A 15,022-nucleotide genomic window follows, 5' to 3' on the forward strand; every position below is an offset into this window, starting at 1 on the left:
ATGCCTTTTATCAGTCATGACGCGAGATTAGTTCTCGTCGCTCAGACCTGCATTCAGCAGTGCTGCCAGATCCTGAGATGCTTGTTCAGCATCGATTTGCGGAGCTACTGGTTCTTCTACCACGTTGCGACGCGCTTGGCGCGACTTGTGGTAAGCAAAACCGGTACCCGCAGGGATAAGACGACCAACGATTACGTTCTCTTTCAGGCCGCGCAGTTCGTCGCGCTTGCCAGATACAGCTGCTTCGGTCAGTACGCGGGTCGTTTCCTGGAACGACGCCGCAGAGATGAACGATTCAGTTGCCAGAGACGCTTTGGTGATACCCAGCAGATCACGCTCGAAGCTTGCAGGCTGTTTGCCTTCTGCTTCCAGCATACGGTTCGCGATAGTTACGCGAGAGTATTCTACCTGCTCGCCTTCCAGGAACTCAGAGTCGCCTGAAGACAGGATAGTTACTTTGCGCAGCATCTGACGAACGATAGTCTCGATGTGCTTATCGTTAATCTTAACGCCCTGCAGACGGTAAACGTCTTGTACTTCGTTAGTGATGTACTCAGTTACCGCACGCACGCCACGAAGACGCAGAATGTCGTGTGGAGATTCTGGACCATCGGCGATGACGTCGCCTTTCTCAACCTTCTCACCTTCAAATACGTTCAGCTGACGCCACTTAGGAATCATCTCTTCGTATGGAGAACCGTCAGTTGGCGTGATGATCAGGCGGCGTTTACCTTTCGTTTCTTTACCGAAGGAAACTGCACCCGTGATCTCTGCCAGAATTGCAGGCTCTTTAGGCTTACGAGCTTCGAACAGGTCCGCAACGCGTGGCAGACCACCGGTGATATCTTTCGTACCGCCAGATTCCTGAGGAATACGAGACAGAGTATCACCCACGCCTACGTTTGCACCGTCTTCAAGCTGGACAATTGCTTTACCAGGCAGGAAGTATTGTGCAGGCATATCAGTACCTGGGATCACCACAGCGTTACCAGATGCATCAAGCAGTCGAACGGTAGGACGCATGTCTTTACCCGCTGACGTACGCTCTGCAGCGTCCAGAACAACCATTGAAGACAGACCGGTCAGTTCATCCGTTTGACGTTGAACGGTTACACCGTCAATCATGTCAACGAACTCGATACGACCTTCTACTTCAGTGATGATCGGCATGGTGTGCGGATCCCAGTTAGCCACTGTTTCGCCCGCGTTAACTGCATCGCCATCCAGCTTGTTCAGTACACAACCGTAAGGCAGCTTGTAGCTTTCCTTGGTACGGCCGAACTCATCAACGATAGTCAGCTCAGATGCACGTGAAGTGATCACCAGCTTGCCAGCGTTGTTGGTAACGAACTTCGCATTGTGCAGGTGCATAGAACCGTTGTTCTTCACCTGGATGCTGCTTTCTGCTGCCGCACGAGATGCCGCACCACCGATGTGGAACGTACGCATCGTCAACTGGGTACCTGGTTCACCGATTGACTGTGCCGCGATAACACCAACAGACTCGCCGTGGTTAACAATGTGACCACGAGCCAGGTCGCGACCGTAACAGTTTGCACAACAACCGAAGTCAGTTTCACAGGTTACGACAGAACGCACTTTCACCTGGTCAACAGAGTTTTGCTCCAGGATGTCACACCACTTCTCATCAAGCAGGGTGTTGCGTGGCGCCAGTACTTCATCAGTACCTGGCTTGAGTACGTCTTCTGCAACCACACGGCCCAGAACACGCTCACGCAGTGCTTCTTTAACGTCACCACCTTCGATAACTGCCATCATGTTGATACCTTCTGAGGTACCACAGTCAGTTTCAGTAACCACAACGTCTTGAGCTACGTCTACCAGACGACGGGTCAGGTAACCGGAGTTCGCAGTCTTCAGTGCTGTATCCGCAAGACCTTTACGTGCACCGTGCGTCGAAATGAAGTACTGAAGTACGTTCAGACCTTCACGGAAGTTTGCGGTGATTGGCGTTTCGATGATCGAGCCATCTGGTTTCGCCATCAGACCACGCATACCCGCCAACTGACGAATCTGTGCAGCAGAACCACGAGCACCTGAGTCGGCCATCATGTATACGCTGTTGAACGACTTCTGCTCTTCTTCTTCACCATCACGGTTAATCACGGTGTCAAAAGACAGGTTATCCATCATCGCTTTAGCAACTTGTTCGTTCGCTGCAGCCCAGATATCGATAACTTTGTTGTAACGTTCGCCAGCAGTAACCAGACCAGACTGGAACTGCTCCTGGATCTCAGCAACTTCAGCTTCTGCTGCTTCGATCAGGTCGTATTTCGCCTGTGGGATAACCATGTCGTCGATACCAACAGATACACCAGACAGTGCCGCATAAGCGAAACCGGTGTACATGATTTGGTCAGCGAAGATAACGGTATCTTTCAGACCCAGTGCACGGTAACAGGTGTTCAGCAGAGCAGAGATTTGCTTCTTGCCCAGCGCCTGGTTAACGATGCTGTATGGCAGGCCTTCAGGCACGATTTGCCACAACATTGCACGACCGACAGTGGTGTCCACCAGCTCAATTTTCTCAGAGCGGTTACCCATTTCGTCGAACAGCACTTCTTTGATACGAACCTTAACGCGTGCGTGCAGTTCTGCGCTGCCAGTACGGTATGCTTTTTCAGCTTCCGCAGGGCCAGACAGGTAAAGTGCTTCACCTTTCGCGTTAACTTTCTCACGGGTCATGTAGTACAGACCCAATACAACGTCCTGAGAAGGTACGATGATTGGATCACCGGACGCAGGAGACAGGATGTTGTTGGTCGACATCATCAGAGCACGCGCTTCTAGCTGTGCTTCCAGTGTCAGAGGTACGTGAACAGCCATCTGGTCACCATCGAAGTCGGCGTTGTATGCCGCACAAACGAGTGGGTGCAGTTGGATTGCTTTACCTTCAATGAGCACTGGCTCAAACGCCTGGATACCCAGACGGTGAAGTGTCGGCGCACGGTTCAGCAGTACTGGGTGTTCACGGATAACTTCATCCAGAATATCCCATACGACAGCTTCTTCGCGCTCTACCATCTTTTTAGCCGCTTTGATGGTGGTCGCTAGACCACGAGCTTCCAGCTTGCCGTAGATAAATGGTTTGAACAGCTCAAGTGCCATCTTCTTAGGAAGACCACACTGGTGCAGACGCAGGTATGGACCAACGGTGATTACCGAACGGCCAGAGTAGTCTACACGCTTACCAAGCAGGTTCTGACGGAAGCGACCTTGCTTACCTTTGATCATGTCAGCCAGAGACTTCAGAGGACGCTTGTTCGAACCAGTAATGGCACGACCACGACGACCGTTGTCCAGCAGGGCATCAACTGACTCTTGCAGCATACGTTTTTCGTTACGTACGATGATGTCAGGTGCAGCCAGATCCAGCAGGCGCTTCAGACGGTTGTTACGGTTGATAACACGACGGTACAGATCGTTCAGATCTGATGTCGCGAAACGACCGCCATCCAGTGGTACCAGCGGACGCAGATCCGGCGGCAGTACTGGAAGAACAGTCAGGATCATCCACTCAGGATTGTTTCCAGACTGCAGGAATGCTTCAACAAGCTTCAGGCGCTTGGTGATTTTCTTGCGCTTGGTTTCAGAGTTGGTTTCTTCCAGCTCTTCGCGCATCAGTTCAGCTTCAGCTGTGAGGTCCATGTTCGCCAGCAGGGCTTTCACTGCTTCGGCACCCATACGAGCGTCGAATTCATCACCCCATTGCTCCAACGCGTCCAGATACTGTTCTTCAGACAGCATTTGGCTACGCTCAAGATCGGTCATGCCTGGTTCGATCACAACGTATGATTCGAAGTACAGAACACGCTCGATGTCACGCAGAGGCATGTCCATCAGCAAACCGATACGGCTAGGCAGTGATTTCAGGAACCAGATGTGGGCAACAGGTGAAGCCAGCTCAATGTGACCCATACGCTCACGACGTACTTTGGTCTGAGTAACTTCAACACCACATTTTTCACAGATCACGCCACGGTGCTTCAGGCGCTTGTATTTACCACAAAGACATTCGTAGTCTTTTACCGGGCCAAAGATACGTGCACAGAACAGACCGTCACGCTCAGGCTTAAAGGTACGGTAGTTAATGGTTTCTGGCTTTTTCACTTCACCGAAAGACCATGAACGGATCATGTCTGGTGAAGCAAGACCGATTTTGATTGCATCAAATTCTTCGGTCTTGTGCTGTGCTTTCAGAAACTTAAGTAAGTCTTTCACATTCGGCTCCTGTGAGGAGTTGACCCATAAAAGTGCAGACACTCTGCACTTTCATATTGATACCGGAAATTCCCTTTGTATTTGAGATGCAGCCTTATTGCTGCATCTCGTTTTACGCTGGGAAGTGCAAACAAGCCTAGGCTTATTCGTCTTCCAGCTCGATGTTGATACCCAACGAGCGGATTTCTTTCAGCAGTACGTTGAAAGATTCCGGCATACCCGGTTCCATGCGGTGATCGCCGTCGACGATGTTCTTATACATCTTCGTACGACCGTTCACGTCATCCGACTTAACAGTCAGCATTTCCTGCAGGGTGTATGCTGCGCCGTATGCTTCCAGCGCCCACACTTCCATCTCACCGAAACGCTGACCACCGAACTGAGCTTTACCACCCAGCGGCTGCTGAGTAACAAGGCTGTAAGAACCGGTAGAACGGGCGTGCATCTTATCGTCAACCAAGTGGTTCAGTTTCAGCATGTACATGTAACCAACAGTTACAGGACGCTCAAACTTCTCACCAGTACGACCGTCGAACAGGTTCAGCTGGCCAGATTCTGGCAGGTCACCCAGTTTCAACAGTTCTTTGATTGCCGGCTCTGGTGCACCATCGAACACAGGGGTTGCGATTGGCAGACCGCTTCGCAGGTTCTTGATCAGCGTATGCACTTCTTCGTCAGTCAGCGTACTGATGTCCACTTTCTGACGCGTGTCACCCAGATCGTAAACCTTCTGCAGGAACTCACGGAATTTCGCCAGTTCTTGCTGCTCTTTGATCATCTTGTTGATCTTGTTACCAATACCTTTAGCCGCCAGGCCAAGGTGGGTTTCAAGGATCTGACCGATGTTCATACGAGACGGTACACCGAGTGGGTTCAGTACGATATCTACTGGCTCACCGGTTTCGTCATACGGCATGTCTTCAACAGGGTTGATCTTAGAGATAACACCCTTGTTACCGTGACGACCCGCCATCTTATCACCAGGCTGGATGCGACGTTTAACAGCCAGGTATACCTTAACAATCTTAAGGACGCCCGGTGCCAGATCGTCACCCTGAGTGATCTTACGGCGTTTGGTGTCGAACTTCTTATCGAAGTCAGCTTTCAGTTCGTCGTACTGCTCAGCCAGTTGCTCCAGCTGAGTTTGCAGTGCTTCGTCGTCAAGAGTCTGAGAAAGCATCGCCTGACGATCCATGTTCGCCAGTTTGTCTTGGCTGTAACCAGCATTTGCCAGTACGCCACGAACACGAGCTACCAGACCACCTTCTAGAATAGAGAACTCTTCTGTCAGGTCTTTCTTGGCTTCTTTCAGCTGCATTTCTTCGATTTCAAGCGCACGCTTGTCTTTCTCTACACCATCACGGGTAAATACTTGTACGTCGATAACCGTACCAGATACGCCGTTAGGAACACGCAGAGAAGAGTCTTTCACGTCAGACGCTTTCTCACCGAAAATTGCACGTAGCAGTTTTTCTTCTGGAGTTAGCTGAGTTTCGCCTTTAGGCGTCACTTTACCTACCAGAATGTCACCGCCTTTCACTTCCGCACCGATGTATACAACACCAGATTCGTCAAGCTTAGACAGCGCAGCCTCACCCACGTTAGGGATGTCAGCAGTAATTTCTTCGCTACCCAGTTTAGTATCACGCGCCACACACTGTAATTCCTGGATGTGGATAGTAGTCAGGCGGTCTTCCTGTACTACACGCTCAGATACAAGGATGGAGTCCTCGAAGTTGTAACCGTTCCAAGGCATGAACGCGATACGCATGTTCTGGCCAAGTGCCAGTTCACCCAGGTCAGTCGAAGGACCGTCTGCCAGTACGTCACCGCGCTGCACAGGCTCGCCTGGCATCACACATGGACGCTGGTTGATACAGGTGTTCTGGTTAGAACGGGTGTACTTTGTCAGGTTATAGATGTCGATACCCGCTTCGCCTGGTACCAGCTCATCTTCATTAACCTTAATAACGATGCGTGATGCGTCAACGGACTGAACCATACCACCGCGTTTCGCAACAGCTGTTACGCCCGAGTCAACCGCTACTGCACGTTCAATACCAGTACCTACCAGCGGCTTATCAGCGCGCAGAGTTGGTACTGCCTGACGTTGCATGTTCGCACCCATAAGTGCACGGTTAGCATCGTCGTGCTCAAGGAACGGGATCAGAGATGCCGCCACAGATACAACCTGGTTGGTTGCAACGTCCATGTACTGAACATGGTCACGTGGGTGCAGGCCTGATTCACCTTTCTGACGAGCAGTGATCAATTCGTCTGTGAAAGAGCCGTCTTCGTTCAGCGCGGCGTTTGCCTGCGCGATAACGAACTGACCTTCTTCAATCGCAGATAGGTAGTCGATGTCATCGGACACTTTACCGTCAACAACTTTACGGTAAGGCGTTTCCAGGAAGCCGTACGGGTTAGTACGCGCAAACGCTGAAAGCGAGTTGATCAGACCGATGTTTGGACCTTCAGGCGTTTCGATAGGACATAGGCGACCGTAGTGGGTTGCGTGTACGTCTCGAACTTCAAAGCCTGCGCGTTCACGCGTCAGACCGCCTGGACCCAGTGCAGAAATACGACGCTTGTGCGTGACTTCTGACAGCGGGTTGTTCTGGTCCATAAACTGTGACAGCTGAGAAGAGCCAAAGAACTCTTTAACCGCCGCAGAGATAGGCTTAGCGTTGATCAGATCCTGTGGCATCACGTTGTCGAGATCGCCAAGGCTCAAACGCTCTTTAACCGCACGCTCAACACGCACCAGACCTACACGGAACTGGTTCTCAGCCATTTCACCAACAGAACGGATACGACGGTTGCCCAGGTGGTCGATATCGTCCACCTCACCGATACCGTTACGGATATCGATCAGCTTGCGCATTACTTCAATGATGTCATCGTGGCTCAGTACGCCCGGACCGGTCATTTCTTCACGAGTCAGGGAGCTGTTGAACTTCATACGGCCTACCGCAGACAGATCGTAACGATCTTCTGAGAAGAACAGGCTTTCGAACAGCTGTTCTGCTGCTTCACGCGTTGGTGGCTCACCAGGACGCATCATACGGTAGATTTCAACCAACGCGGTCAGACGGTCAGTCGTGCTGTCGATACGCAGGGTATCAGACATGTACGGGCCGTGATCCAGATCGTTGGTGAACAGGGTTTCGATCTGCTTGTGACCAGCCTGAGACAGAAGCGCCAGAGTTTCCAGACTCAGCTCTTGGTTAGCACCCGCGATGATCTCACCGGTTTCCTCGTTGATGTAGTCACGTGCAGCAACTTTGCCGACGATGTACTCAACAGGGACGTCAATTTGTTTCACGCCGTCTTTTTCGAGCTGGCGAATGTGACGCGCAGTGATGCGGCGACCTTGCTCGATGTATACCTTACCGTCAGCTTCAATATCGAAGCTCGCAGTTTCACCACGAAGACGATCAGGTACCAATTCCATTACCAGTGACTTGCCCTGAACTTCGAAAACAACTTTCTCGAAGAACATGTCCAAGATCTGGTCGGTAGTGTATTCCAACGCACGCAGGATGATCGATGCAGGCAGCTTACGACGACGGTCAATACGTACGTACAGCAGGTCCTTAGGATCGAATTCAAAGTCCAACCATGAACCACGGTATGGAATGATACGCGCGTTATACAGCACTTTACCTGAGGAATGGGTTTTACCCTTATCGCTGTCGAAGAAGACGCCCGGGCTACGATGCAGCTGGGATACGATAACCCTCTCAGTACCGTTAATAACAAAGGTACCATTGTCCGTCATGAGTGGAATTTCACCCATGTAGACTTCTTGCTCTTTGATGTCTTTTACGGTGCCAGCAGGTGCATCTTTGTCAAACATCACCAGGCGCAGTTTAACGCGCAGTGGTGCAGAGTAAGTTACGCCACGGATCTGACATTCTTTAACATCGAAAACTGGCTCACCGAGACGATAGCTAACGTATTGCAGCTCGGAATTGCCGTTGTAGCTCTGAATCGGAAAGACAGAGCGAAAGGCAGCTTCAAGACCGTATTGCCCTTCTGGATCCTGCTCGATAAACTTTTCAAAAGAATCAAGCTGGATCGACAGCAAGTATGGCACGTCCAGAACTTGAGGACGCTTACCAAAATCCTTACGGATACGCTTTTTCTCGGTATAAGAGTAAACCATAGGGTTCCTCAGCTCGCTGATAAGTGACCCAAACTGTCCAGACTGAGGGACAGTAACTAATAACCACCGTTTACTGTAGGAACATCAGAGGGTTAATTCCGATGTATTTGCATGGTCAGCAGTGACTAAACGGGGTGCAAAATTCACCACTGCCCTACAGCGCAAAAAGGCCGGTGGCTATTTAGCCACCAGCCATTAGCCTTTTCAGGCTAAGAAGCTAAGCAATAATTACTTAACTTCAACAGAAGCACCAGCTTCTTCCAGATCTTTCTTCAGAGCTTCTGCTTCTTCTTTAGAAACAGCTTCTTTCAGAGGTGCTGGAGCGCCGTCAACAACTGCTTTCGCTTCTTTCAGACCCAGACCAGTCGCGCCGCGAACTGCTTTGATTACTGCAACTTTGTTTGGACCAGCAGCAGTCAGGATTACGTCGAATTCAGTTTGCTCTTCTGCAGCTTCACCAGCAGCTGCGCCGCCAGCAACAACTGCTGCAGCAGCAGAAACACCGAACTTCTCTTCCATAGCTTCGATCAGTTCAACAACTTGCATTACAGACATTTCTGCAACTGCGTCTAGGATTTGCTCGTTAGTGATAGACATAACAATTCTCTTTAAAGTCAACAATTAGTTTAAATAGCAACCAGTAAAAAGCAATGCGAATTACGCAGCTTCTTTCTGATCGCGAACAGCCGCGATAGTGCGAACCAGCTTGCCAGCAGACGCTTCTTTCATGCACATCATCAGACGTGCGATAGCTTCGTCGTAAGTTGGCAGCGTTGCCAGTACGTCAGCGTTAGTCAGCGCGCCTTCGAATGCAGCAGCTTTGATCTCGAAATCTTTGTTCTCTTTCGCGAAGTCTTTAAAAAGACGCGCTGCAGCACCTGGGTGCTCAGTAGAGAACGCAATCAGTGTAGGACCAACAAAAATGTCTTTCAGACATTCGTAGTCAGTACCGTCTACTGCACGACGAGCCAGTGTGTTACGAACAACTTTCATGTAAACACCCGCTTCACGCGCTTGTTTACGAAGAGAAGTCATCGCGCCAACTGTTACGCCGCGAGAATCAGCTACAACTGCAGACAGGGCACCGCTGGCAGCTTCGTTGACTTCAGCAACAATTGCTTTTTTGTCTTGAAGATTTAATGCCATTTGGATTTGCTCCTGGATTGTTTTTACACCACTCGCTGCTTCACAGCAGGAGAGTAATTACGGCGCAGATCCAAGAAAGAAATATATCTATCATGTTCCTGGCACCGTCTACGTAGGTAACGATTAAGTCTTACTTATGTAAGACGCCTACGGTCTTGGACGAAGTTCAGCAAGCCGAACTTAGCCATAAATTTGAAGCGACGAATTGTACAGCAACTCATCGCCTCAAGCAATTAGTTTGATTGTGCGTCCAGAGTGTTCTGGTCAACCGCAACACCTGCACCCATAGTGGTAGAGATGCTTACTTTCTTGATGAAAGCGCCTTTTGCTGAAGAAGGCTTAGCTTTCTTCAGAGCTACCAGCAGAGCTTCCAGGTTACCTTTCAGCTTGTCAGCGTCGAAGTCAACCTTACCGATGGTGGTGTGGATGATACCGTTCTTGTCGTTACGGTAACGAACCTGACCAGCTTTAGCGTTCTTAACTGCTTCAGCAACGTTAGGAGTTACAGTACCAACTTTCGGGTTTGGCATCAGACCGCGAGGACCCAGGATAGTACCCAGTTGACCTACAACGCGCATTGCATCTGGAGATGCGATAACTACGTCGAAGTTCATTTCGCCTTTCTTAACTTGCTCAGCCAGGTCTTCCATACCAACGATGTCAGCACCCGCTTCTTTAGCAGCTTCAGCGTTCGCACCTTGAGTGAATACCGCTACGCGGATGTCACGGCCAGTACCGTGTGGCAGTACAGTTGCGCCACGAACGTTTTGGTCTGATTTACGTGCATCGATGCCCAGGTTAACAGCAACGTCTACACTTTCAACGAATTTAGCAGTAGCCAGTTCTTTCAGAAGAGCAACAGCTTCGTTGATGTCGTACTCACGAGTCACATCAACTTTCTCGCGGATTACGCGCATGCGCTTAGTCAGTTTTGCCATTGTCTTAACCCTCTACTACCAGACCCATTGAACGAGCGGTACCAGCGATTGAGCGTTTCATCGCTTCAATGTCTGCACCAGTCATGTCTTTCGCTTTAGTTTCAGCGATTTCCTGGATCTGAGCGTCGGTAACAGTACCAACTTTCTCAGTGTTAGGACGGCCTGAACCAGACTTAATACCTGCTGCTTTCTTCAGCAGAATTGCTGCAGGTGGAGTCTTCATTTCGAAAGTGAAAGAACGGTCGCTGTATACAGAGATAACTACTGGAGTTGGCAGACCTTTCTCTAGAGATTCTGTACGTGCGTTGAACGCTTTACAGAATTCCATGATGTTCACGCCGTGCTGACCCAGAGCTGGACCAACTGGTGGACTTGGGTTAGCCATACCAGCTGCAACTTGCAGCTTGATGTAAGCTTCTACTTTTTTAGCCATTACTAAATACCTAAATTTGGGTTCAAACGTCTACTTTCGACAAGCAGACTCCCCGTTTAACAAAAGGGCGCGAAATTGTATTCAAATTTCGCGCCCCTCGCAACTGTTACCGAGCAAAAAATGATCAGGATTTTTCTACTTGGCTGAATTCCAGTTCTACCGGTGTTGCACGGCCGAAGATAGAGACAGATACCTTCAAGCGGCTCTTTTCGTAATCGACTTCTTCTACCACACCGTTGAAGTCCGCAAATGGGCCTTCAGTAACACGGATAACTTCACCCGCTTCATACACAGTTTTGTGTACTGGCGATTCGCTCGCTTTCTCCAGACGGTTCAAGATAGCGTCTGCTTCTTTATCAGAAATCGGCGCTGGGCGATCTGGTGTACCGCCGATGAAGCCCATTACACGTGGTACGCTACGCACCAGGTGCCATGACTCATCGTTCATCAGCATCTGAACCAAAACATAACCTGGGAAGAACTTACGCTCGCTCTTGCGACGCTGACCTGCGCGCATTTCAACTACTTCCTCGGTCGGTACCAGTACCTCACCAAAGAAGTCTTCCATCTCGTGCATTTTGATATGTTCTTTCAGCGACTTCGCTACACGGCCTTCAAAGCCAGAGAAAGCCTGAACAACATACCAACGTTTTTTTGGAGCTTCGCTCATGTAGTTAACCTCACACGCCAGTGAATAGGCGGACCAGACGGACCATGATTCCGTCGATGCCCCACAGGATGAGCGCCATGACGACAGTGACAGCCAGAACGATGAGAGTGGTCTGCAAAGTTTCCTGGCGAGTAGGCCATACCACTTTACGCACTTCCATACGCGATTCACGTGCAAAGGTGATCGCTGCTTTACCTTTGGCAGTCAGTGCGGCAACACCACCAGCGGCGGCGACCAACACAACTACAGCTGCAGCTCGTAGCACGACAGACATATCACTGTACAGGCTATTTCCCACTACCGCTACGGCCAATAAGGCAAAGACCACAACCCATTTCAGGGCGTCCATTGACCCGGTTTGGGCTTCAGCATTCGCTTTCATACATTCTACCTGTAACTAGTCTACTTCATAGACGACAACAACCTCGCGTCAGCGAGGTAAAAGAACAAGGAAAATAGCTTTAGATTCATATGATCGTCTATTTTCTTATCCCTAAAACAATGTTCACTGCGGCAAATCGGTGAAAAAAAGTTCAATCCAAAGATTTGGCGCAGAAAAAGGGCATCAAATGATGCCCTTTTTGCTAGTCCGTCGTCAAATCTTATTCGACGATTTTAGCAACAACGCCCGCACCAACAGTACGGCCGCCTTCACGGATTGCAAAGCGCAGACCTTCGTCCATCGCGATTGGTGCAATCAGAGTTACAACCATTTGGATGTTGTCGCCTGGCATTACCATCTCAACGCCTTCTGGCAGTTCGATAGTACCGGTCACGTCAGTCGTACGGAAGTAGAACTGTGGACGGTAGCCTTTGAAGAACGGAGTATGACGGCCGCCTTCGTCTTTAGACAGAACGTATACTTCTGACTCGAAAGTTGTGTGAGGAGTGATAGAACCAGGCTTAGCCAGTACTTGACCACGCTCAACTTCGTCACGCTTAGTACCACGCAGCAGAACACCAACGTTCTCACCTGCACGGCCTTCGTCAAGAAGCTTACGGAACATCTCAACGCCAGTACAAGTAGTAGTGGTAGTCTCTTTGATACCTACGATAGCAACTTCGTCACCTACGCGAACGATACCTTGCTCAACACGACCCGTTACAACAGTACCACGGCCTTGGATTGAGAATACGTCTTCGATTGGCAGGATGAATGGCTTGTCGATCGCACGCTCTGGCTCTGGGATGTATGAATCCAGTGCTTCTGCCAGCTCAACGATTTTCGCTTCCCACTCAGCTTCGCCGTTCAGTGCACCCAGTGCAGAACCTTGAATAACTGGGCAGTCGTCGCCTGGGAATTCGTACTCAGACAGCAGTTCACGAACTTCCATCTCAACCAGCTCAAGCAGCTCTTCGTCGTCAACCATGTCACACTTGTTCATGAATACAAGGATGTATGGAATACCAACCTGGCGACCCAGCAGGATGTGCTCACGAGTTTGTGGCATTGGACCGTCAGTTGCCGCAACAACCAGGATACCACCGTCCATTTGCGCAGCACCGGTGATCATGTTTTTAACATAGTCAGCGTGTCCTGGGCAGTCTACGTGTGCGTAGTGGCGAGTTGGAGTATCGTACTCTACGTGTGAAGTAGAGATAGTGATACCACGCTCGCGCTCTTCTGGCGCGTTATCGATTGATGCGAAGTCACGCGCTGAACCGCCGTAAGTTTTAGACAGTACAGTACAGATTGCTGCAGTCAGAGTGGTTTTACCGTGGTCAACGTGGCCGATAGTACCAACGTTAACGTGCGGTTTCGTACGTTCAAATTTTTCTTTAGACATGACAGTCCCTCTAAGCACGGTATTTTGGTGGTTTAACGACCACACATACAACAAACGGATTTTTGTTGAGTATATGACAAATGGCTTGAAGTAACTTTGGGGAGAAAGAGTGGTGCTGATACCCAGATTTGAACTGGGGACCTCACCCTTACCAAGGGTGCGCTCTACCAACTGAGCTATATCAGCACTATAAGATTGGAGCGGGCAGCGGGAATCGAACCCGCATCATCAGCTTGGAAGGCTGAGGTAATAGCCATTATACGATGCCCGCTTTCAGTTTCTCGTAGAGCTATTCAAACTATTTGAAATAATGGTGGTGGGAGAAGGATTCGAACCTTCGAAGGCGGAGCCGTCAGATTTACAGTCTGATCCCTTTGGCCACTCGGGAATCCCACCAAATTGTTTTTTTTGTCGTAATGGTGCCGGCTGCCGGAATCGAACTGGCGACCTACTGATTACAAGTCAGTTGCTCTACCAACTGAGCTAAGCCGGCGACAAGTGCTGCGCATTCTATTCAATGATTTTTAGCGTTGCAATAGGTAAATTGAAAATTTCACCTAAATAAGATCTTATGGAGCATTAATTCACCAATTTTCTCCGTTTTTTAGCTAGATGGCGCAGCGTTAAATTCCCTCCATACTTCCACAAAACGCATCGATAAGGTATTGTCGCTCTCCTTAACACACAGATTCATCCAGAGCATGAGTGATTTACTAACTCCATATTTGTCGTTCGACCGTGAGCAATGGTCAGAATTGCGCGACTCAGTGCCAATGACGCTTGACGAGGCCGATCTCGAAAAGCTCCGTGGTATTAACGAGCATTTAACGATGAATGAGGTGCGGGATATTTACCTCCCACTTTCGCGATTGCTGAATTTGTACGTCAAGGCACGAAAAGGCCGCACCCAAGTCCTTGAGCACTTTTTGGGGCAAAAAGACAATAATGTTCCGTATGTGATTGGTATTGCTGGCAGCGTAGCGGTCGGAAAAAGTACAACTGCACGTTTGCTAAAAGCACTACTGGAACGCTGGCCTGAGCACCCAAAAGTCGAGCTCATCACCACTGATGGTTTTCTTCATCCCAACAAGATCCTCAATGAACGTGGATTAATGAAGAAAAAAGGGTTCCCAGAGTCTTACGATATCCGAGGTCTGGTGCAGTTCGTTGCAGATGTGAAATCAGGGAAATCGCGGGTCGAAGCACCCGTCTATTCGCATCTGGTCTATGACATTACTGAAGATACCAAAGTCGTCCAACAGCCGGACATTTTGATCGTGGAAGGTCTGAATGTATTGCAAAGTGGTATGGATTACCCGCACGACCCTCATCGCGTTTTCATCTCAGATTTCTTAGATTTTTCTATCTATGTTGATGCCGACAGCGAACTGCTGAAAACCTGGTATATCGAGCGCTTTATGGCGTTCCGTAAAGGTGCGTTTCAGAACCCAACGTCCTATTTCCACCACTACACCAAGCTTTCGCATGATGAAGCGGTGCAGACAGCATCAGGTATTTGGGAAGAGATTAACGGCAAGAACCTGGAAGAGAACATTCTCCCTACGCGCGAGCGTGCTGGCTTAATTCTCCAGAAAGGAACCAACCACGCTGTTCAAACCGTTAAAGTTCGGAAATAGC

General features: G+C 49.7%; 10 protein-coding genes and 4 tRNA genes. 1 reads left to right on the top strand and 13 read right to left on the bottom strand.

Translation table 11 applies throughout. The features are described 5' to 3' along the window. Positions 1–27: 27 nt before the first annotated feature. The 13 genes from rpoC to K6Q96_RS16040 form a co-directional block, all read right to left on the bottom strand. A complete protein-coding gene (rpoC, locus tag K6Q96_RS15980) occupies positions 28–4,242 on the bottom strand; it encodes a DNA-directed RNA polymerase subunit beta' (protein ID WP_251876813.1) in 4,215 nt (1,404 codons plus the stop codon). Between the two features lie 142 nt (positions 4,243–4,384). After that, a complete protein-coding gene (gene rpoB, locus K6Q96_RS15985; protein ID WP_251876814.1) occupies positions 4,385–8,410 on the bottom strand; it encodes a DNA-directed RNA polymerase subunit beta in 4,026 nt (1,341 codons plus the stop codon). A gap of 228 nt (positions 8,411–8,638) precedes the next feature. Continuing rightward, positions 8,639–9,007 carry a 50S ribosomal protein L7/L12 gene (gene rplL / locus K6Q96_RS15990; RefSeq protein WP_251876815.1) on the bottom strand — a complete coding sequence of 123 codons (369 nt, stop codon included), beginning with the start codon at positions 9,005–9,007 and terminating at the stop codon, positions 8,639–8,641. 60 nt (positions 9,008–9,067) lie between these two features. Then, the gene (gene rplJ, locus K6Q96_RS15995; protein ID WP_002542041.1) at positions 9,068–9,556 is read right to left on the bottom strand and encodes a 50S ribosomal protein L10; all 489 of its coding nucleotides are present in this window, start codon (positions 9,554–9,556) and stop codon (positions 9,068–9,070) included. Between the two features lie 233 nt (positions 9,557–9,789). Continuing rightward, entirely contained in the window at positions 9,790–10,494 is a 705-nt protein-coding gene (gene rplA, locus K6Q96_RS16000) for a 50S ribosomal protein L1 (protein ID WP_251876816.1), read from the bottom strand. Between the two features lie 4 nt (positions 10,495–10,498). Then, positions 10,499–10,927 carry a 50S ribosomal protein L11 gene (rplK, locus tag K6Q96_RS16005; protein WP_002542045.1) on the bottom strand — a complete coding sequence of 143 codons (429 nt, stop codon included), beginning with the start codon at positions 10,925–10,927 and terminating at the stop codon, positions 10,499–10,501. 124 nt (positions 10,928–11,051) lie between these two features. Then, positions 11,052–11,597, bottom strand: a complete 546-nt coding sequence (gene nusG, locus K6Q96_RS16010) for a transcription termination/antitermination protein NusG (RefSeq protein ID WP_002542046.1) — start codon at positions 11,595–11,597, stop codon at positions 11,052–11,054. 10 nt (positions 11,598–11,607) lie between these two features. Next, positions 11,608–11,979: a preprotein translocase subunit SecE gene (secE, locus tag K6Q96_RS16015; RefSeq protein WP_002542047.1), complete on the bottom strand. Its 372-nt coding sequence runs from the start codon at positions 11,977–11,979 to the stop codon at positions 11,608–11,610. A 220-nt stretch (positions 11,980–12,199) separates the two neighbouring features. Then, positions 12,200–13,384, bottom strand: coding sequence for an elongation factor Tu (gene tuf / locus K6Q96_RS16020; protein WP_251876817.1), 1,185 nt, complete (start codon positions 13,382–13,384; stop codon positions 12,200–12,202). A gap of 110 nt (positions 13,385–13,494) precedes the next feature. Next, positions 13,495–13,570: transfer RNA gene (locus tag K6Q96_RS16025), tRNA-Thr, on the bottom strand. A gap of 10 nt (positions 13,571–13,580) precedes the next feature. Continuing rightward, positions 13,581–13,655 (bottom strand) — tRNA-Gly (locus tag K6Q96_RS16030). Positions 13,656–13,695: 40 nt separating this feature from the next. Continuing rightward, a tRNA-Tyr gene (locus K6Q96_RS16035) sits at positions 13,696–13,780 on the bottom strand. Between the two features lie 21 nt (positions 13,781–13,801). Further along, positions 13,802–13,877, bottom strand: a tRNA-Thr gene (locus K6Q96_RS16040). A 208-nt stretch (positions 13,878–14,085) separates the two neighbouring features. Here K6Q96_RS16040 and coaA point away from each other — a divergent pair. Further along, on the top strand, positions 14,086–15,021 hold the full coding sequence (gene coaA, locus K6Q96_RS16045; RefSeq protein ID WP_251876818.1) for a type I pantothenate kinase: 936 nt from the start codon (positions 14,086–14,088) through the stop codon (positions 15,019–15,021). Position 15,022: the final 1 nt, after the last annotated feature.

Source organism: Grimontia kaedaensis (genome assembly GCF_023746615.1).
GTDB classification, from domain to species: Bacteria; Pseudomonadota; Gammaproteobacteria; order Enterobacterales; family Vibrionaceae; genus Enterovibrio; species Enterovibrio kaedaensis.

What these genes read in the sequence shown, in the direction of transcription:
- rpoB (WP_251876814.1), bottom strand. Translation starts at nt 8,410, where the DNA reads ATGGTTTACTCTTATACCGAGAAAAAGCGTATCCGTAAGGATTTTGGT.
- rplL (WP_251876815.1), bottom strand. Translation starts at nt 9,007, where the DNA reads ATGTCTATCACTAACGAGCAAATCCTAGACGCAGTTGCAGAAATGTCT.
- rplJ (WP_002542041.1), bottom strand. Translation starts at nt 9,556, where the DNA reads ATGGCATTAAATCTTCAAGACAAAAAAGCAATTGTTGCTGAAGTCAAC.
- rplA (WP_251876816.1), bottom strand. Translation starts at nt 10,494, where the DNA reads ATGGCAAAACTGACTAAGCGCATGCGCGTAATCCGCGAGAAAGTTGAT.
- rplK (WP_002542045.1), bottom strand. Translation starts at nt 10,927, where the DNA reads ATGGCTAAAAAAGTAGAAGCTTACATCAAGCTGCAAGTTGCAGCTGGT.
- nusG (WP_002542046.1), bottom strand. Translation starts at nt 11,597, where the DNA reads ATGAGCGAAGCTCCAAAAAAACGTTGGTATGTTGTTCAGGCTTTCTCT.
- secE (WP_002542047.1), bottom strand. Translation starts at nt 11,979, where the DNA reads ATGAAAGCGAATGCTGAAGCCCAAACCGGGTCAATGGACGCCCTGAAA.
- tuf (WP_251876817.1), bottom strand. Translation starts at nt 13,384, where the DNA reads ATGTCTAAAGAAAAATTTGAACGTACGAAACCGCACGTTAACGTTGGT.
- coaA (WP_251876818.1), top strand. Translation starts at nt 14,086, where the DNA reads ATGAGTGATTTACTAACTCCATATTTGTCGTTCGACCGTGAGCAATGG.